This window comes from Specibacter sp. NPDC057265 (assembly GCF_042668835.1).
GTDB lineage: Bacteria > Actinomycetota > Actinomycetes > Actinomycetales > Micrococcaceae > Specibacter.
Window position 1 is genome coordinate 13,733 of sequence record NZ_JBHUYE010000021.1, and the last position, 18,549, is coordinate 32,281.

General features: G+C 63.7%; 14 protein-coding genes. 11 read left to right on the plus strand and 3 right to left on the minus strand.

Annotated elements, in window-relative coordinates:
- Window positions 1-145 precede the first annotated feature (145 nt).
- From ACFUCV_RS12805 to ACFUCV_RS12825, 5 genes are all read left to right on the plus strand, one after another.
- Window positions 146-1,891, plus strand: a complete 1,746-nt coding sequence (locus ACFUCV_RS12805; RefSeq protein WP_380816280.1) for a long-chain-fatty-acid--CoA ligase — start codon at window positions 146-148, stop codon at window positions 1,889-1,891.
- A 72-nt stretch (window positions 1,892-1,963) separates the two neighbouring features.
- Window positions 1,964-3,223: a pyridoxal phosphate-dependent aminotransferase gene (locus ACFUCV_RS12810; protein WP_380816282.1), complete on the plus strand. Its 1,260-nt coding sequence runs from the start codon at window positions 1,964-1,966 to the stop codon at window positions 3,221-3,223.
- 66 nt (window positions 3,224-3,289) lie between these two features.
- On the plus strand, window positions 3,290-4,348 hold the full coding sequence (locus ACFUCV_RS12815) for an LLM class flavin-dependent oxidoreductase (RefSeq protein ID WP_380816285.1): 1,059 nt from the start codon (window positions 3,290-3,292) through the stop codon (window positions 4,346-4,348).
- A gap of 356 nt (window positions 4,349-4,704) precedes the next feature.
- Window positions 4,705-6,240, plus strand: a complete 1,536-nt coding sequence (locus ACFUCV_RS12820) for an anion permease (protein WP_380816342.1) — start codon at window positions 4,705-4,707, stop codon at window positions 6,238-6,240.
- Window positions 6,237-6,491: a hypothetical protein gene (locus tag ACFUCV_RS12825; protein ID WP_380816287.1), complete on the plus strand. Its 255-nt coding sequence runs from the start codon at window positions 6,237-6,239 to the stop codon at window positions 6,489-6,491. Before ACFUCV_RS12820 ends, ACFUCV_RS12825 begins: the two co-directional genes overlap by 4 nt.
- A 62-nt stretch (window positions 6,492-6,553) precedes the next feature.
- On the opposite strand, the gene ACFUCV_RS12830 is transcribed toward ACFUCV_RS12825, so the two are convergent.
- Complete coding sequence (locus ACFUCV_RS12830; protein WP_380816289.1) at window positions 6,554-7,036, minus strand: hotdog fold thioesterase; 483 nt, start codon at window positions 7,034-7,036, stop codon at window positions 6,554-6,556.
- Between ACFUCV_RS12830 and polA the strand changes: the two genes are divergently transcribed.
- The 4 genes from polA to ACFUCV_RS12850 all read left to right on the plus strand — a co-directional run bounded on the left by polA (window position 7,035) and on the right by ACFUCV_RS12850 (window position 14,006).
- Window positions 7,035-9,797, plus strand: coding sequence for a DNA polymerase I (polA, locus tag ACFUCV_RS12835; protein WP_380816291.1), 2,763 nt, complete (start codon window positions 7,035-7,037; stop codon window positions 9,795-9,797). The genes ACFUCV_RS12830 and polA overlap by 2 nt on opposite strands.
- A gap of 58 nt (window positions 9,798-9,855) precedes the next feature.
- Window positions 9,856-11,184: a GNAT family N-acetyltransferase gene (locus ACFUCV_RS12840; RefSeq protein WP_380816292.1), complete on the plus strand. Its 1,329-nt coding sequence runs from the start codon at window positions 9,856-9,858 to the stop codon at window positions 11,182-11,184.
- A gap of 534 nt (window positions 11,185-11,718) precedes the next feature.
- Complete coding sequence (rpsA, locus tag ACFUCV_RS12845) at window positions 11,719-13,197, plus strand: 30S ribosomal protein S1 (RefSeq protein ID WP_380816294.1); 1,479 nt, start codon at window positions 11,719-11,721, stop codon at window positions 13,195-13,197.
- A gap of 230 nt (window positions 13,198-13,427) precedes the next feature.
- A complete protein-coding gene (locus tag ACFUCV_RS12850) occupies window positions 13,428-14,006 on the plus strand; it encodes a DUF805 domain-containing protein (RefSeq protein ID WP_380816296.1) in 579 nt (192 codons plus the stop codon).
- Here the strand turns inward: ACFUCV_RS12850 and ACFUCV_RS12855 are convergent.
- Complete coding sequence (locus ACFUCV_RS12855) at window positions 14,000-14,767, minus strand: IMPACT family protein (protein WP_380816298.1); 768 nt, start codon at window positions 14,765-14,767, stop codon at window positions 14,000-14,002. The genes ACFUCV_RS12850 and ACFUCV_RS12855 overlap by 7 nt on opposite strands.
- A 55-nt stretch (window positions 14,768-14,822) precedes the next feature.
- Here ACFUCV_RS12855 and coaE point away from each other — a divergent pair, with 55 nt between their 5' ends.
- A complete protein-coding gene (gene coaE / locus ACFUCV_RS12860) occupies window positions 14,823-15,764 on the plus strand; it encodes a dephospho-CoA kinase (RefSeq protein ID WP_380816300.1) in 942 nt (313 codons plus the stop codon).
- A gap of 97 nt (window positions 15,765-15,861) precedes the next feature.
- Here coaE and ACFUCV_RS12865 read toward each other — a convergent pair whose 3' ends face one another.
- On the minus strand, window positions 15,862-16,233 hold the full coding sequence (locus ACFUCV_RS12865; protein WP_380816302.1) for a DUF4190 domain-containing protein: 372 nt from the start codon (window positions 16,231-16,233) through the stop codon (window positions 15,862-15,864).
- Window positions 16,234-16,396: 163 nt separating this feature from the next.
- Here ACFUCV_RS12865 and uvrB point away from each other — a divergent pair, with 163 nt between their 5' ends.
- On the plus strand, window positions 16,397-18,484 hold the full coding sequence (gene uvrB, locus ACFUCV_RS12870) for an excinuclease ABC subunit UvrB (RefSeq protein ID WP_380816304.1): 2,088 nt from the start codon (window positions 16,397-16,399) through the stop codon (window positions 18,482-18,484).
- The last annotated feature ends 65 nt before the right edge of the window (window positions 18,485-18,549 follow it).

Below are 18,549 nucleotides of genomic sequence, written 5' to 3' on the forward strand. Positions count from 1 at the left end.
CCGCTGCTGCCGGCCCGCACCCTTCGCCGGCGCCTGTGGGGGCCGTTTTACGGTAACAATACCGGAACCGGCGGCAGCGCCCGCCCGTGTCCCGTTGCCTGCGGGTGCATTCGACAGCGCTGTGCACGGGCGGCAAAATGAACCCATGCCCATCGAAGAATCCCAGCCCGGCCCCACCCCCGCCACCTCACGGCAGGAGCAGCCGGCTCCAACTGTCCAGCCGGAATGGATCCACAATTACCAGCCGGGCGTGCCGGCGGAAATCCAGCTGCCCACCGAATCCCTGATTGCCATGTTTGAGCGTTCGGTGCGCGAAGGCGGCGGCCATCCGGCCCTGGAGTTTTTCGGCCGCCGCACCAGCTACCGGGAACTGGGCGAACAGGTGCTGCGTGCCGCCGAGGGCCTGCGCCGCCTTGGCGTGCGGGCCGGGGACCGGGTGGCCCTGATCCTGCCCAACTGCCCGGAACATGTGGTGGCCTTCTATGCGGTGCTGCGTCTGGGGGCCGTGGTGGTGGAGCACAATCCGCTGTACACCTCACGGGAACTGCGGCACCAATTTCAAGACCATGGGGCCCGCATAGCCATTGCCTGGAACAAGACCGTCCCGGCCCTGCAGGAATTCCCCGCCGACGTGGCAGTGGAGACCATCATTGCCGTGGACCTGCTGACAAGCCTTCCGGCGGCCAAAAACCTGGCCCTGAAGCTGCCCCTGCCCAAGCTGCGGGCCGCCCGGGCAGCCCTCAGCGCACCCGCCCCCGGTGCCATGCCCTGGGCCAAACTCCTCGCCACCGGACCCTTGGACACGGCCCACCCCCGGCCAGGCGTCAACGACCTGGCAGTCATTGGCTACACTTCCGGGACCACCGGCCAGCCCAAAGGTGCCATGCTCAGCCACTTCAATCTGCACGCCAATGCGCTCCAGGGTGAGGCCTGGATGCATGGTGCGCAACTGCGCAAGGAGGTCCTCTACGCCGTCCTTCCCATGTTCCACGCCTTTGGCATGACACTGTATTTGACCTTTGGCATCAAGAAACAGGGATTGCTGGTGCTGTTCCCCAAGTTCGACGTGGATCTGGTTTTGGCGGCGATGAAAAATTCCCCGGCCACCGTCTACTGCGCCGTGCCGCCCATTTACGAGCGCACCGCCCGGGCGGCCAAGGCCAGGGGTGTGTCCCTGCGCTCGTGCAGGTACTGCATTTCCGGGGCCATGAATTTGCCTGACCACGTGGTCAAACTATGGGAATCGGTCTCCGGCGGCCTGCTGGTGGAAGGCTACGGCATGACTGAATCCTCACCCGTGGCCCTGGGCAACCCCTTCCACCAAAGCCGGCGCACTGGAACCATCGGTGTGCCCTTCCCCTCCACACTCATGAAGGTGGCCGACGGCGGCGACCCGGCCAGGGAGGTGGCCCAGGGCCAGCCGGGGGAGCTGCTGCTTAAGGGTCCGCAAATCTTTCAGGGCTACTGGAACAACCCCCAGGAGACGGCGGCCACGCTCACGGCCGACGGCTGGCTGCGCACCGGTGACATTGTCACTGTCGACGCCGACGGCTTCACCACCATTGTGGACAGGGCCAAGGAGCTGATCATCACCGGCGGCTTCAATGTTTCACCCTCGGAGGTGGAGGCGGTGCTGCGCAGGCATCCGGATGTGGCGGACGCGGCAGTCTTTGGCACGGCTGCGGACCGCGGCGGGGAAATGGTGGTGGCGGCAGTGCAGCTGGAAGCCGGCGCCACCCTTGATGAGGCGGGGCTGCGGAAGTTCGGCAAGGAACAGCTCGCCGGCTACAAGGTGCCGGTGCGCATCCTGGAAGTCAAGGACATGCCACGGTCCATGCTGGGAAAGATTCTCCGCAAGCAGGTCAAGGAGCAGTCGCTGCCGCTGCTGTAGAGCGGCGCCGGCGCTGACCGCGATGTGGATGGCCCCGGCCGGAGTGCGGATGCCTGTGTAAAAATGGACTGCATGCGCCTGATGCAACACTCCAGCAAATTAGCCAATGTCCGCTACGAACTCCGGGGCCCGATCCTGCACGCGGCCCAAAAAATGGAGGCGGAGGGCCACCGGATCCTGCGCATGAACCTGGGGGACACGGCCCCCTTTGGCCTGGAGGCCCCGGAATCCATTGTGGTGGACATGATCCACCACCTGCGGGGCGCGCAGGGCTACAGCGACTCCAAGGGCATCTTTTCGGCCCGGACGGCCATTTCCCAGTACTACCAGACGCGGGGGCTGCTGAACATTGGCGTGGACGACATTTTTGTCGGCAACGGTGTCAGCGAACTGATCTCCATGACGCTGCAGGCCTTTTTGGAAAACGGCGACGAGGTGCTCATTCCCGCCCCGGACTATCCGCTGTGGACTGCCTCGGTCACCCTCACCGGCGGCGTGCCCGTGCACTACCTCTGCGACGAGGATGCGCAGTGGTGGCCTGACATGGCCGACGTCGAGGCGAAAATCACCCCGCGCACGCGGGCCATTGTCATCATCAACCCCAACAACCCCACCGGGGCCGTTTACCCGCGGCACATTTTGGCGGCGTTTGTGGATTTGGCCCGCAAACATGATCTGGTGTTGTTCTCTGATGAGATCTACGAAAAGATCCTGTACGACGCCAACACCCACATTCATGTTGCGGGCCTGTCCGACGACGTCGCCACGCTCACCTTCAGCGGCCTGTCCAAGGCCTACCGGATGCCCGGGTACCGTGCCGGCTGGGTGGCGTTGTCGGGTCCCCGCGCCGCCATGGCCGGCTACAAGGAGTCCCTGGAGCTGTTGGCGTCGCTGCGTTTGTGCGCCAATGTCCCCGCCCAGCACGCCATCCAGACGTCGCTGGGCGGCTACCAGAGCATCAATGACCTCATTAAACCCGGCGGACGCCTGCGCGAGCAGCGGGATCTGGCGGCGCGCCTGCTCAATGAACTGGCCGGGGTCTCCTGCGTCCCGGCTGCCGGGGCCATGTACCTGTTCGTCAAGCTCGATCCGGACGTCTACCCCATCGAGTCCGATGAAAAGTTCGTCATTGAGCTGCTGCAGGACCAAAAGATTCTGGTCAGCCACGGGACCGCCTTCCACTGGCCCACGCCGGACCACTTCCGCTTCGTGATCCTGCCCTCGGTCAGCGACATTGAGGAAGCCGTGCGCCGCATTTCCCGCTTCCTTACGGTGTACCGCCGGAAGGCCGCGCAGCTGGCCAATTCCCAGCGGCTGCCGGGCGGGGAATAGAAGCGGGCGGGGCACAGTTCCCAAAGTAGATGCATACGCATATTAACTTTGAGAAGGGACGGCGCCATGAACAGCACCACCACAGCACCCGGCGGCATTGAGTTGGGTTTGGACACTTTTGGCGACATCACCTTGGGTCCGGACGGTGCGCCCCACCACGCCGCCCAGGTGATCCGCGACGTCGTCGAACAAGCCGTGCTGGCCGATGGGCTGGGCCTGGACTACTTCGGCGTCGGCGAGCACCACCGCGACGACTATGCGGTCTCGGCCCCGGATGTGGTGCTGGCAGCCATTGCCTCGCGGACCACGCGCATCCGGCTGGGCTCGGCCGTGACGGTGCTGAGCTCCGATGACCCCATCCGCGTGTTCCAGCGCTTTGCCACGCTCGACGCCGTTTCCCATGGCCGGGCGGAAGTCATCCTTGGCAGGGGCTCGTTCACGGAATCATTCCCGCTTTTTGGCCACGACCTGGCGGACTATGAGGAGTTGTTCGAGGAAAAGCTGGGCCTTTTCCATGAACTGCGCAAGGAGGGGCCGGTGAGCTGGCAGGGCAACACCCGCAAGCCCCTGCACGGGCAAACGGTCCATCCCCCCACGGAGGGCGGAAACCTGAAAACGTGGATCGCCGTCGGCGGCAGTCCCCAGTCGGTGGTCCGCGCGGCGCACTACGGCATGCCGCTGATGCTGGCCATCATTGGGGGAGAGCCGCGCCAGTTTGCGCCGTTTACCGAGCTGTACCACCGTGCCCTGAAGGAATTTGGCCATGCGGACCAGCCCATCGGCGTGCATTCGCCCGGCCACGTGGCCGCCACCGACCAGCAGGCCATGGATGAACTGTGGCCACACTACGCACTCATGCATGGCCGCATTGGACGCGACCGTGGCTGGCCCGCGCTCACCCGCGCCGAGTTCGACGCCACCGCCGGCCCCAATGGCGCGCTCATGGTGGGCTCGCCGGAGACGGTGGCCAGGAAGATCACCCGCACCGCGCAGCAGTTGGGCCTTTCCCGTTTTGACCTGAAGTACAGCCACGGCACCCTCCCGCATGCCGCCATGCTCAAAAGCATTGAATTGTATGCCACCGAGGTGGCGCCGCGGGTCAGGGAAAACCTCAGCCGGGGCTGAGCGGCGCGAAGCCGGTGGCCGGGCTGAAAACAGGGGACGGGAGCTTCGCGGCGCCGACGGTCCGGGCGGCCGGTCCAAACGTGATTTCCCGCACTGCCGGCTGTGGGGGTTCTTTGTTACGGCACTGTCCACCGGATGTTAACCCCACGGGGCGGTGGCGTTAATCCTGCCGTGTTGGGACGGACCCGGCCGTGAAGCAGACAGGGGCCGGGAAATAGTCGTAGGATTGCACAGGTTGGATTGCCAGCGCTTTGCGGCGGCTGTCATGTCACGTGCCTCAAGGGCCCCGTTCCAACCACATTCACAATCTTGCACCATGCCCCCTCTAGATTGGATCGCGGGTGGATCTCACCTTCATGGTCGTGCTTGTCATAGCACTGGCCCTTTTCTTTGACTTTACAAACGGCTTTCACGACACAGCCAACGCCATGGCCACACCCATTGCCACCGGCGCCATCAAGCCCAAGACAGCCGTTGCCCTCGCCGCCGTTTTGAACCTGGTGGGCGCATTCCTCTCCACGGAGGTGGCCAAGACCATCTCCGGCGGCATCATCAATGAAGGCGGGCCCAACGGAGTGGCCATCACCCCGGAAATGATCTTTGCCGGTTTGATGGGCGCGGTGTTGTGGAACTTGTTCACCTGGCTGAAGGGGCTGCCCTCCAGCTCCTCCCACGCCTTGTTTGGCGGCCTCATTGGTGCAGCGCTCGTGGGGACCTGGTCCTTTGGTGCGGTGAATTTCCTGGTGGTGGTGTCCAAGGTCCTGCTGCCGGCCGTCCTGGCTCCAGCCATTGCCGGCCTGGTCGCCTTCCTGTGCACCAAACTGGCGTACAGCATCACCCGCCGCAGCGATCCGGATTCCGGTGACAAACTGACCCAGAAGCGCGGTGGCTTCCGCCGCGGCCAGGTCTTCAGCTCCTCGCTGGTGGCCCTGGCCCACGGCACGAACGACGCCCAGAAAACAATGGGTGTCATCACCTTGGTGCTCGTGGCCCAAGGACTGCAGGAACCCGGCACCGGGCCGCACCTTTGGGTCATTGCCACCTGTGCCCTGGCCATTGCCGGCGGCACCTACGCCGGCGGCTGGCGCATCATCCGCACCCTGGGCTCCGGTCTGACGGATGTGAAGCCCGCCCAGGGCTTCGCCGCTGAGACCAGCACGGCCGCAGCCATCCTGGCCTCCAGCCACCTCGGCTTTGCCCTGTCCACCACCCACACCGCCTCCGGCTCGGTGATTGGCTCGGGCCTGGGCCGCAAGGGTTCCACGGTCCGGTGGGGTGCGATTGGCAAAATTGCCCTTGCCTGGCTCCTGACGCTGCCCTCCGCGGCACTGGTGGGTGGCCTGGCGGCCCTGTTGATCCGCACCGGCACGATCGGAATCATCATCGTGGCCGTGCTGGGCCTTAGCGCAATCCTGTTCATGTTCGTCGTTTCCCAGCGCGAGGTGGTGGACCACAGCAACGCCATCAGCGACGTGGATGCCGTGGGCGAGGCGCTGCACATTCCCAGCAAAAAGGAACGGGAAAAGCTGGCTGCGAAGGCCCGCACTGCCCAGAAGACCGCTGACAAGGCCGCCCGGCGGGCCGCTGAAACCGACGCCGCACGTGCCAGGGCCCAAGCGGCGCTGGACCAGGCGGACACAGCCGCACTCAAGGCCATGACCAAGGCAGCCGCCAACTCCTCCAGCGCTGCCGCAGCCACGCCCGGCACACCCCGCACGCCCGGGGCAGCCGGCACGCCCGGGGCAGCCGGCACGCCTGGCACGCCTGGCACGCCTGGCACGCCCGGCACGCCCGGGACGCCTGGGGCAGCCGGCACGCCCGGGACGCCCGGCAGTGCGAATATGCCCGGATCTGCCGGGCCATCCAACGAACCCACGAGGGGGAACAAGTGATTGACTGGTTTGGCTTCCTCACAGTTGCCCTCACCACACTGCTCGGTGCCGGCTTCGTCGTCGTCACGTATTCGTTGGGCATCAGGTTCACCGCCATCAGTGGCGATGACGTGGGCCGCATCAACCAGGCGGCCAAGTGGGGCTCCTACATCTGCTTTGCCTTGTGCATCCTGGCAGTGCTCAGCGGCATCGTCTTGATTGTGCCGTTCCTGAGCGAAGCGGCAGCGGACATCCTGGGCAATATCTTCTAACCCCCGCCCGCAGGCACGCCACCGGCCACGTACCGCACAGGTACGTGGCCGGCGTCGTTAAGTCAGCTGGCTTCCTGTGCGCCTTTGGGATTGGCCATGATCATGTTGGTGATGCGGCAGGTGGACAGGCGGCGGCCGGATTCATCCCGCATGATGACTTCATGGCTGGTCAGCGTCCGGCCCAGGTGCACGGCAGTGGCAGTGCCGGTGACCAGCCCGCCGGTGACGCTGCGGTGATGCGTGGCGTTGATCTCAATCCCCACCGCATGCCGGCCGGGACCGGCGTGAAAGGCGGCCGCGAAGGAGCCCAGCGTTTCGGCCAGGACCACGTGGGCGCCGCCGTGCAGCAGGCCCGCCACCTGGGTGTTTCCCGCCACGGGCATGGTGGCCACCATGGACTCCACGGACATGTGGGTGAATACTATCCCCATCTTCTCCACCAGTTCGCCCACGCCATGGGGGCCCAGGAGGCGGTGATACTCCACCGGAACCCCCGCGGCAAGGAGTTGGGGGCTTTGTGGATGCGGTGTGAAATTATTGCTCATGGTGACTAGGCTGGCACCTGTGAGTGAATCTGCCAAGACGGCCGCCCCGAACCCAGCAAGCCCCACCCTGAAGCCGGGATCCAGTGTCCCCGACGGCCAAACACCCCGGCTGCTCGTCATTGACGGACACTCCATGGCCTTCCGCGCCTTTTATGCCCTGCCGCCGGAGAACTTCAGCACCGACGCCGGCCAGTACACCAACGCCGTCCACGGCTTCACCTCCATGTTGCTGACCATGATCCGCCAGCAGAAGCCCAGCCATGTGGTGGTGGCCTTCGACCTGGACACACCCACCTTCCGTTCCCTGGAATACACCGAATACAAGGGCGGACGCAACAAGACGCCGGAAGAGTTTTTTGGCCAGATCGACCTGATCATCAAGGTCATGGCCGCCATGCGCATCCCGACCATTTCCGTCGATGGCTTCGAAGCCGATGACATCATTGCCACCCTGGCCGCACAGGGCGAAGCCGCCGGATGGGAGGTGTTGGTGGTTTCCGGTGACAGGGACGCCTTCCAGCTCATCACCGACAAGGTTTCCGTGCTGTACCCCAAAAAGGGCATTTCCGACATTCCGCCCATGGACGCCGCTGCCGTGGAAGCAAAATACTTTGTGCCGCCGAACCGCTACTCGGACCTGGCCGCATTGGTGGGGGAGACCGCCGACAACCTCCCCGGTGTTCCCGGGGTGGGGCCCAAGACGGCCGCGAAATGGCTGAAACTGTACGGCAGCCTCGATGGAATCTGGGAAAACCTGGATGCCATTGGCGGAAAGGTGGGCGAAGCCCTGCGGGCCCACGTGGACAACGTGAAACGCAACCGCCGCCTGAACCACCTGCTGCGCGACATGGAACTGCCCGTGGCCATCACCGACACCACCTTGCAGGCACCGGACCGTGAGGCCGTGGAGGAACTGTTCGACTCCCTCCAGTTCAACACCCTGCGCAAGCGGCTCTTTGACATGTTCGCCGAAGACGAGACGCCCGACGCCTCAGATGTGCACCAGGCGCCGTCCCACCAGGTCCTCACGGAGGGGTCCGTGCTTGAGGCGTGGTTGTCCACCGATGCCCCGTCCACCGCCGTGGAAGTGGTGACCGAGAAGGCCGGCACGTCCCGCGAGGCCGTGGCCGTGGCGCTGGCGCGTGCGGATTCCGCCGTCGTGGTTGACCTGGCCACCGCCGGGCAAGGGCTCGAATCCGTACTTGCCGCCTGGCTGGCCTCGGACGCACCCAAGCTGGTCCACGAATACAAGGAGGCCATCAAGGCGCTGTCGGTGCGCGGCCTTGCCCTGGGCGGGGTTGTCGACGACACTGCCCTGTCGGCGTACTTGATCCAGCCGGACCGGCGCAGCTACGAGCTGGCCGAACTCAGCCAGGTGCATTTGCGCATCTCACTGGAATCGGACACCGCAGCCACCGCAGGGCAGCTTGAGCTGGGTCTGGACGGCGGAGCGGACTACACCGCCGCGGTGCTGCGGGCACACGTGGTGCGCCAACTCAGCGAATACCTGGCGCCCCTGCTGGTGGAACGCGGCGCGGCACGGCTGTTGCGCGAACTGGAACTGCCGCTGGCCGCCGTTTTGGCAAAAATGGAACTGACGGGCATTGGCATTTCCCAGGAGCGGCTGGCAACCTTGATGGCCGACTTCACCGCCGCGGTGAACGCCGCGCAGCAGGGCGCCTACGCCGCCATTGGCCACGAGGTCAACCTGGGCTCGCCCAAACAGCTGCAGGAAGTTCTTTTTGAAGAGTTGGGGCTGCCCAAGACCAAAAAAATCAAGACCGGCTACACCACCGATGCCGCCTCCCTCAAAGCCCTGCTGGAGAAGACGGGCCACGAATTTCTGGCCCAACTCATGGCCCACCGGGAGGCGTCCAAGCTCAAGCAGATGGCTGAGACGCTGAAGAAGTCCGTGGCTGACGACGGACGGATCCACACCACCTATGTGCAAAACATAGCCGCCACGGGACGCCTGTCCTCCAACAACCCCAACCTGCAAAACATCCCCATCCGCACGGAGGAGGGGCGCCGGGTGCGGGACGTCTTTGTGGTCAGTGAAGGCTTTGAGTGCCTGCTCGCAGCGGACTATTCACAAATTGAAATGCGCATCATGGCCCACCTGTCAGGTGACGCCGGCCTCATAGAGGCCTATGCGAACGGCGAGGACCTGCACCGTTATGTGGGTTCGCACGTCTTTGGCGTGGCCCCGGCGGATGTCACGTCCGCCATGCGCTCCAAGGTCAAGGCAATGTCCTATGGACTGGCCTACGGTTTGACGAGCTTTGGCTTGTCCAAGCAGCTGGAAATTTCCGTCGATGAGGCCCGCACCCTGGTCAAGGACTATTTTGACCGTTTTGGCGGCGTGCGCGACTACCTTCGCGGCGTGGTGGAACAGGCCCGCATTGACGGCTACACCTCCACCATTGAAGGCCGCAGGCGCTACCTGCCCGACCTCTCCAGCTCCGACCGGCAGCTGCGGGAACTGGCAGAACGGGTGGCCTTGAATTCACCCATCCAGGGCTCCGCGGCGGACATCATCAAGGAGGCCATGCTGGGCGTCGCCACCGCCCTGGAAGAGCGCGGCATGAAGACCCGGATGCTGCTGCAGGTCCATGATGAATTGATCCTGGAAGTCGCGCCGGGTGAACTGGCGGCCGCCAAGGCCTTGGTCATTGAGCAGATGGGCGCTGCGGCGGAACTTAAAGTGCCGCTTGAGGTGCAGGTGGGAGTTGGCAACAGCTGGAATGACGCCGGGCACTAGCGGCCCGTCCCCTCCGCGTCCTGCATGGTTTAGTCATCACTACGGAAAGTAAAGATTCATGGCCAGTGAGCGCAACCCCCGGTCCTTCCCCTATGAGCTGCGCACCTTCCCCTCACGCCTGGCGGAGGGGAAGGTGCCCGATGAAGTAGTCAAATGGCAGCACGCGGTTTCGCTGGGTTTTCACGGCAATGCCCCGCTGGAGCGCGACATGGAAAAGTATGTTGTTTCCGAAGAGGTGGATGGGCGCATGATGACCGGCGCCTACGTCAAGGACGTCACCACCCCCGCCGGTGCCTGGGGCCCGGAATATCCCGTGGCCACCTACGCCTACCATCGCAAGAGCCTGAACGTCGGCGGCGGAACGCTGCTTCCGGTGCATCAAATCACCGCCGTCACGGTGCGCTCCAGCCACCGCCGTCGTGGACTGCTGCGGGCCATGATGAGCTCGGATCTGGCCCAGGCCAAGGCGGCCGGACTGCCCATGGCTGCCCTGACGGCTTCCGAGGCCACCATTTACGGGCGCTTTGGCTTCGGCGTGGCCACGCATGCCTGCCGGATTGAAGTCGCCGTCCGAGGTGGCCTGGAGTTCATCGTGCCAACAGCTGCCGGACACGGAGTGGTGGAAATAGCCGACCCGCTGGTGGTGAAGGGTCTGCACCACCAAGTCTTTGAGCGGGTGCATGCCGCCCGCTACGGATCCATTGACCGTCAGGACATGTACCGCTTCCTGGCCTCGGGTCAAGGCGGCTATGCGGAGCCGGAACCCGTTTTGAACATTCGCGCCGCACTGCACTACGACGAATCCGGCACCGTGGACGGCTATGTGAGCTACAAGCCCGTGCGGGACGACAGCCGCTCCACCGTTGAAATTGTGGACCTGCTGGCCGTGACGGATGCGGCCTACCTGGCACTGTGGAACTTTCTGGGCCAGCTGGACCTCATTGATGAAGTGAGCTGGTCCATGGCACCGGTGGACGATCCCCTGGAGTGGGCCATTGCCGCCAAGCGGCACTACAAGCGCACCGACACGGAGGACCACCTCTGGCTCCGGATCCTGGATGTGCCCGCCGCGCTCGCCGCCCGCAGCTACGCCGTGGACGGCAGCTTGACCATCCATGTGGGGGATCCCCTGGGACATGGATCCGGGTTGTTCCGCATCACCGTGGTGCATGGGCTGGCAACCGTGGCCCGCTGTGTGGAGGACGGTTCCGTCGCCGCGCAGCTGAGTTTGGGCGTCAGCGAACTCTCCAGCCTGTATCTGGGGGCTGTAAGCGCCAGGACCATGCATGCCGCCGGCCGGATCCGTGAGGAACAGCCCGGCGCCCTGGCATTGTTCGATGCCATGTTTGCCGCCGCTGTCACACCGCACAGCATGACGAACTTTTAACCACTGGCCGCTGCCGTATGCGTTGAATTGGGTGCGGGTTTGGCGCACGGGGTGCCAGCCAGTCTGGCAGCGCGGGTGGCGTCTGTCTGGCCGCTGCCATATGCGTTGAATTGGGTGCGGGTTTGGCGCATGGGGGCCTCATGCGCCATGCCAGGGTCGGGTTTGGCGCATGGGGGGCCGGGAAATCTGGCAGGGCGGGGGCCGCTGCCGTATGCGTTGAATTGGGTGCGGGTTTGGCGCAGGGGGAGCGGGAAAATTGGCCCAGCAAGGCCATGCGCCAAACTGGCTGGCCCCCAGGCGCATAACGGCACGTTGCGGCGGATTTTTGCGCTGTCAGGCCCAAGCAACTAGACTAAACGGGCATGTAATGCGTGAACTGGGCCGTTTTCTCGGCCATGGCAAGGCATTATGGGCAGATTTTGATCCGCAGGAACCCCTGCACCCCTAATAATTCCGGATTTGGCACGGCAGCGGTTGATTGCGGCCTTGACCATATACGGCGAAACCAACTATCCACATCGGAGCCCCTACTACATGACCATCACGACCCCCGAGAAGACAAGTACCCCTGTTGTCGCAATCAACGACATTGGTACTGCTGAAGAATTTCTCGCCGCAGTGGACGCAACCATCAAGTACTTCAACGACGGCGATCTCGTCGAAGGTGTAGTTGTCAAGGTTGACCGCGACGAGGTTCTGCTCGACATCGGTTACAAGACCGAAGGTGTCATCCCTTCCCGCGAGCTCTCCATCAAGCACGACGTTGATCCCGGAGACGTTGTCTCCGTGGGAGATCAGGTGGAAGCTTTGGTGCTCACCAAGGAAGACAAAGAAGGCCGCCTGATCCTGTCCAAGAAGCGCGCACAGTACGAGCGTGCCTGGGGCGACATCGAGAAGGTCAAGGAAGAAGACGGCGTCGTCACCGGTACCGTCATCGAAGTGGTCAAGGGTGGTCTTATCCTCGACATCGGCCTGCGCGGCTTCCTGCCCGCATCGCTGGTCGAGATGCGCCGCGTGCGCGACCTGGCTCCCTACATCGGTCAGCAGATCGAAGCCAAGATCATCGAGCTGGACAAGAACCGCAACAACGTGGTCCTGTCCCGCCGTGCCTGGCTCGAGCAGACCCAGTCCGAGGTCCGCTCCACGTTCCTCAACAAGCTGGAAAAGGGCCAGGTTCGTCCCGGCGTCGTTTCCTCCATCGTCAACTTCGGTGCCTTCGTGGACCTTGGCGGCGTAGACGGCCTCGTCCACGTTTCCGAACTGTCCTGGAAGCACATCGACCACCCCTCCGAGGTTGTCGAAGTTGGCCAGGAAGTCACCGTCGAGGTTCTCGAAGTGGATCTGGACCGCGAGCGTGTTTCGCTCTCGCTCAAGGCTACGCAGGAAGATCCGTGGCAGACCTTCGCCCGCACCCACGCCCTCGGGCAGGTTGTTCCGGGTAAGGTCACCAAGCTCGTTCCCTTCGGTGCGTTCGTCCGCGTTGAAGACGGCATCGAAGGCCTGGTCCACATCTCCGAGCTGGCAGTGCGCCACGTTGAGCTGGCCGAGCAGGTTGTCTCAGTTGGGGATGAGCTGTTCGTCAAGGTCATCGACATCGACCTGGAACGCCGCCGCATCTCGCTGTCCCTCAAGCAGGCCAACGAGGGTGTCGACGTCGACTCCACCGAGTTCGATCCGGCACTGTACGGCATGGTTGCCGAGTACGACGAAGAGGGCAACTACAAGTACCCCGAGGGCTTCGACTCCGAGTCCAACGAATGGCTCGAAGGCTACGAGACCCAGCGCGCCGTATGGGAGCAGCAGTACGCTGACGCCCAGACCCGCTGGGAAGCCCACAAGAAGCAGGTTGCCGAGCACGCCGCAGAAGATGCAGCTGCCGATGGCGCCGGTGAAGGTGGCGAGTCTGCAGGGACTTCCTACTCCTCCGAGCCTGCTGTTGCTGAAACCGGTGCCGGCACCTTGGCATCGGATGAGGCACTTGCCGCACTGCGCGAAAAGCTGACCGGAAACTAATTTCCGTCCCGCTGAATTGGCGTAATACAAAGCGGGCCCCCACTTCGGTGGGGGCCCGCTTTGTGCTTTCTGACGCGCGTTGTCCAGCGGACAGGCCGTTGCAGCTATGCTCGAAAGAGCGGTTTGCATCCTGCTGCCGGATTAAACCGGAAGACCTTCGCTCCGGAGCGCCGTACGGCAATTTCCAGCATTCCGGGACGCCACACTTTGCTCTGACGATGAGGTACTCCATGACACAGCCCAACAACGGCCCACGGCACATTCCCTCTGACTACGTGGCTCCCGAGGACGTGCACATCCCGGCAGGCTACTTCGCACCGCCCAATCCCTCCCCGCAGCCTCAGCCCCCGCAGCCTCAGCCGCAGGAGTCCCTGGCGGGGCCACTGTATGGGGCCGGACCGGTCCAGGCTTTTAAACGCTTTTTTATCAAGTACGCCAGCTTTGCCGGCCGGGCAAGCCTGAGTGAATACTGGTGGTCCCGGCTGTTCCTTGGTGCCGGCCTCGTCGCCTTCATGTTCCTGGCGCAGCTGGGTGCAGACCGGCAAAGCGACGAACTGTCCGCCTTTGGCTCGTTCGTCATGTTCATTTTCGTGATTTGTTTTCTTGGCATCATTGTCCCCAACCTGGCCATCAGCTTTCGGCGTTTGCACGACGCCAATCTCAGTGGCTGGTTCATCCTGCTTTCGTTCCTGCCGTTGGTGGGGCCGGTGACGCTGCTGGTCTTCACCCTGTTGCCCAGCAAGGCCCAAGGTGCCCGCTTTGACAAGGCCCCAGCCCCGCAGCTGCCGTACGGCCCAGGCGGCTACTGAACCGCAGGGATGTGCAGCTGTGCCGGCGGAATTGGGGCATCGATCCAAATGGTGCCGTCCTGGTCGGCTCCGGCTTCCGCCAAGGTGAAACGTCCCGCGGTCAATGCGGCCAGCCGGTCAACAGCGGCGGCGATTACGGCGCCGTCGTCGTCCAGGGCCAAACCCAGATGGGTGGCCACGGCGTCGTAGCTGTTGCCCGTGAGGGTGAAGCCGGCGTTGCGCAGCTCATGCTCCAGACGGCCGGCATCCCCATGGGGCACCGCCACGGTGAAGAGCCGAAGCCGCTGGCGGCGGACCAGGGGCGCCAGGGCCAACGCTGCGCTGACGGACTCGGAGTAGGCGCGCACCAAACCTCCAGCGCCCAGCAGGACCCCGCCAAAGTACCGCACCACCACCGCGCACACGTCACTGAGGTCGGTGCGGGATTCCGCAGTTGGCCCCCCGGGGCGCGTTTGGCGCTTGAGCAGGGCATCGAGCATCGGCGCGCCGGCAGTGCCGGAGGGCTCACCGTCATCATGGGACCTTTGCAGCCCGCGGGAGAAGCCAATGACCAGCGCGGAGCAGTGGTGCCGGGCATCATAAAACTCCCGGCGCAGCTCCGTCACCAGTTCCCGCGCCGCGGACTCGGTCTCCACCCGCCGCAGCACCGTAATGAACCGGGAACGTTTAATGGTGAGCTCGTGGCGGAAATCGGCACCGCCGGCGAGCACCGTGTAGCTGGTGGCGCCGGACAGGCCGTGCGTGGCTGATGGGAGTGTCACGCAACCAGCATATCGCCGGGCCTTTGCGTGCAGCTGCACTGGTTAGGATGGTGACATGCTTTCACTGGGGCTCACCGGCGGCATTGCAGCCGGCAAATCATTGCTCACCACGCGCTTGCGCGAGCTGGGGGCGGTGGTCATCGATGCGGACCGGCTGGCCCGCGATGTTGTTGCCCCGGGCACGCCGGGCCTGGCCGCGATCGTGGCCAACTTTGGCGACCGCATTTTGCAGCCAGACGGTTCCCTGCACCGCGCCAAGCTCGGTTCCCTGGTTTTTGCCGACCAGTCCGCCAGGGAGTCCTTGAACGCCATTGTGCACCCCCGGGTCAGGCGGGCCGCCAATGCGTTGAAGCGCGACGCCGGGGAAGGTTCCATTGTGGTGCAGGACATCCCACTGCTGGTCGAATCCGGTCAGCAGGCCAGTTTCCACCTGGTGCTGGTGGTTCAGGCCCGTGCCGAGGAACGGATTGCGCGCATGGTCCTTGACCGTGGCATGACGCGGGAGGATGCGGTGGCCCGTATGTCCGCCCAAGCCAGTGATGAGCAAAGGGCGGCGGCGGCCGATGTGGTGATTTCCAACAATGGCTCCCCGGAGCAGGCCGTGGCGGAACTGGATGCCCTGTGGCGGGAGCGGCTGCTGCCCTTTGCGGCCAACATGGCCGCCCGCCGGCCGGCGGACCACGTAGCTGGCAAGCCCGGGGCCGCAGGGAACGGCGGCGCGGAAGCGGCACGGGTTAGGCTGGCGGCACGGCTTGAGCATGTGGTGGACGGCTTGGACTGCGCTGTGGAATCCGACGCCGGCGGCCTGGTGTTCACGATCCGGCAACGGCCGGAGGCAGTGGCCCCCGGTGAGGAATTGACCACTGCCTTGGCCGGGGCGGGCTTCTTTCCCAAGCCCATGCCGCCAAGCGGTCCGGAAGTGTTGTATTCGGCAGATCCGGCCGTGGTGGCCGGGGTGAGGATCATGCCCGGAGCCGGAGCGGGAGCCGGAGCCTGAGCCCCGGCACGGCACCGGCCGAACGTTGCTTGACCGGTGCCGTTAAACGCCAAGAGGGCCCGCTCCCCAGGGAGCGGGCCCTCTTGGCGTGGTGGTCCTACATGCTGTCGTAGGCGCCGCTGTTGAGCAGGGCAACGATGGCAATGATGTAGATGATGGTGCCGATGACGCCCAGGATGGTCAAGATCCAACCCAGGATCACACCCACCTTGGCCGGGGTGTTGTTGGTGAACCCGGCAGCCTCTGACTTCTTCTTGGCAATGATGGAGACAATGAGGCCGGCAATGGGCACCAGAATGCTCAGCACCAGGCCAACGATGCCCAGGGTCTTCGCGGGGTCCTCGGCCGGTGCGCCATAGGGGGCGCCACCGTAGGCGGGCTGGCCATAGGGCTGCTGCGTGGCCGTTTCCTGGGGCTGGCCGTACTGCGTGGCGGGCTTGTCGTACTGGTTTTCCGGGTTCTGCGTCATGGTTCCCTTTCAAAGGATGAACTAAACAGTGGAGTGTGATGATCTCTGCTATCCATAATCACATGGATTGGCGCGCAATGGGCTGTTGTTTCGTGGGGAGTACTACCCATGTCCTGCTTTGCCGTGGACGCAACTGTCAGTGTCTAGGAGTAGCGTTGTAACCATGAGTCTTGCCCAAGAGATTAATCGTGTAGTGGCGCCCTTTGAAGTGATTAGTGAGTTCAAGCCTGCCGGTGACCAGCCGGCGGCCATTAAGGAACTGACGGAGCGCATTAACAATGGTGAGAAGGACGTGGTGCTGCTCGGTGCCACCGGCACCGGAAAGTCGGCCACCACGGCGTGGTTGATTGAACAGGTGCAGCGTCCCACCCTGGTGCTGGTGCAGAACAAGACCTTGGCCGCGCAGCTGGCCAACGAGTTTCGCGAACTTTTGCCCAATAATGCCGTGGAGTATTTTGTCTCGTACTACGACTATTACCAGCCGGAAGCCTATGTGCCGCAGTCGGACACCTTCATTGAAAAGGATTCCTCCGTCAACGAGGAGGTTGAAAGGCTGCGGCACTCAGCCACCAACACCCTGCTGACCCGGCGCGACGTCATTGTGGTGGCTACTGTTTCCTGCATTTATGGACTCGGCACCCCCGAGGAGTATGTGGCGGGGATGGTGACCTTGACGCGCGGTCAGCAAATGAACCGTGATGATCTGCTGCGCAAATTCGTCAGCATGCAGTACGCCCGCAATGACATTGACTTCCACCGCGGCACCTTCCGGGTGCGCGGGGACACGGTGGAGATCATCCCCATGTATGAAGAGCAGGCCATCCGGGTGGAGTTCTTTGGTGATGAGATTGAGAACATTTACACGCTGCACCCGTTGACCGGGGAAATCATCCGGGAAGAAAACGAAATGTATGTCTTCCCGGCCTCGCACTATGTTGCCGGACCTGACCGGATGAACCGGGCCATGAAGCAAATTGAAGATGAACTCGCTGCCCGCATTAAGGAGCTGGAGAGCCAAAACAAACTTCTGGAGGCCCAGCGCCTGCGCATGCGCACCACCTATGACCTGGAAATGATGGAGCAGATGGGGTTCTGCAATGGCATTGAGAACTACTCGCGCCACATTGACGGCCGTGGCCCCGGCAGCGCCCCGCACTGCCTGCTGGATTATTTCCCGGATGATTTCCTGCTGGTCATTGATGAGTCCCATGTGACGGTGCCCCAAATCGGGGCCATGTATGAAGGTGACATGTCCCGCAAGCGCACCCTGGTGGATCACGGCTTCCGGCTGCCGTCCGCGATGGACAACAGGCCGCTGAAATGGGACGAATTCCTGGAACGCATTGGTCAGACCGTGTACCTCTCCGCCACCCCCGGAAAGTACGAGCTGGGCGTCTCGGACGGCTTCGTCCAGCAGATCATTCGCCCCACCGGGCTTATTGACCCGGAAATCATTGTCAAGCCCTCCCAGGATCAAATCAATGACCTGCTCGGTGAAATCCGCAAGCGCACAGCGAAGAACGAACGCGTGCTGGTGACCACTTTGACCAAGCGGATGTCGGAGGATCTGACCGACTACCTGCTCAGCAATGGCATTAAGGTGCAGTACCTGCACTCGGATGTGGACACCCTGCGGCGGGTGGAGTTGCTGCGTGAACTGCGGATGGGGGTCTTTGACGTGTTGGTGGGCATCAACCTGCTGCGTGAAGGCCTGGACCTGCCCGAGGTGTCCCTGGTCAGCATTCTCGACGCCGACAAGGAGGGTTTCCTGCGTTCCTCCACGTCCTTGATTCAGACCATTGGCCGGGCCGCCCGAAACGTCTCGGGTGAGGTGCACATGTATGCCGACCGCATCACGGCCTCCATGCAGTTCGCCATTGACGAGACAAACCGGCGCCGCGAGATCCAAGTTGCCTACAACACCAAGCACGGCATTGACCCGCAGCCGCTGCGCAAGAGAATTGCCGACATCACTGACCAGTTGGCCCGTGAGGACGCAGACACCGCAGCCCTGCTCGAAGAAGCCCGGCTGCGGCGCGAGGGGTCCGGCAAGAAGGGCAGGAACAAGGGTGCCGGCGCCGCTGCGGTGTCGCGCCCGGCAGCTGAACTGGTCACCCTCATTGAGGAACTGACGGCGCAAATGCATGGTGCGGCCGCCGAGCTGCACTTTGAACTCGCCGGGCGTTTGCGTGACGAGGTGGGTGACTTGAAGAAGGAACTGCGCCACATGCGCGAGGCCGGCCACGGCTGAGCCTCGTCAGGGAGGCAGCTGGCCGCCTGGGGCAGCTGCGGGCTGGGACGCTGCCGGCCCGCAGC

Bases quoted from the DNA above. Each gene is read 5' to 3' on its own strand.
- ACFUCV_RS12805 (WP_380816280.1), top strand. From the start codon at position 146: ATGCCCATCGAAGAATCCCAGCCCGGCCCCACCCCCGCCACCTCACGG.
- ACFUCV_RS12810 (WP_380816282.1), top strand. From the start codon at position 1,964: ATGCGCCTGATGCAACACTCCAGCAAATTAGCCAATGTCCGCTACGAA.
- ACFUCV_RS12815 (WP_380816285.1), top strand. From the start codon at position 3,290: ATGAACAGCACCACCACAGCACCCGGCGGCATTGAGTTGGGTTTGGAC.
- ACFUCV_RS12820 (WP_380816342.1), top strand. From the start codon at position 4,705: ATGGTCGTGCTTGTCATAGCACTGGCCCTTTTCTTTGACTTTACAAAC.
- polA (WP_380816291.1), top strand. From the start codon at position 7,035: ATGGTGACTAGGCTGGCACCTGTGAGTGAATCTGCCAAGACGGCCGCC.
- ACFUCV_RS12830 (WP_380816289.1), bottom strand. From the start codon at position 7,036: ATGAGCAATAATTTCACACCGCATCCACAAAGCCCCCAACTCCTTGCC.
- ACFUCV_RS12840 (WP_380816292.1), top strand. From the start codon at position 9,856: ATGGCCAGTGAGCGCAACCCCCGGTCCTTCCCCTATGAGCTGCGCACC.
- rpsA (WP_380816294.1), top strand. From the start codon at position 11,719: ATGACCATCACGACCCCCGAGAAGACAAGTACCCCTGTTGTCGCAATC.
- ACFUCV_RS12850 (WP_380816296.1), top strand. From the start codon at position 13,428: ATGACACAGCCCAACAACGGCCCACGGCACATTCCCTCTGACTACGTG.
- coaE (WP_380816300.1), top strand. From the start codon at position 14,823: ATGCTTTCACTGGGGCTCACCGGCGGCATTGCAGCCGGCAAATCATTG.
- ACFUCV_RS12865 (WP_380816302.1), bottom strand. From the start codon at position 16,233: ATGACGCAGAACCCGGAAAACCAGTACGACAAGCCCGCCACGCAGTAC.
- uvrB (WP_380816304.1), top strand. From the start codon at position 16,397: ATGAGTCTTGCCCAAGAGATTAATCGTGTAGTGGCGCCCTTTGAAGTG.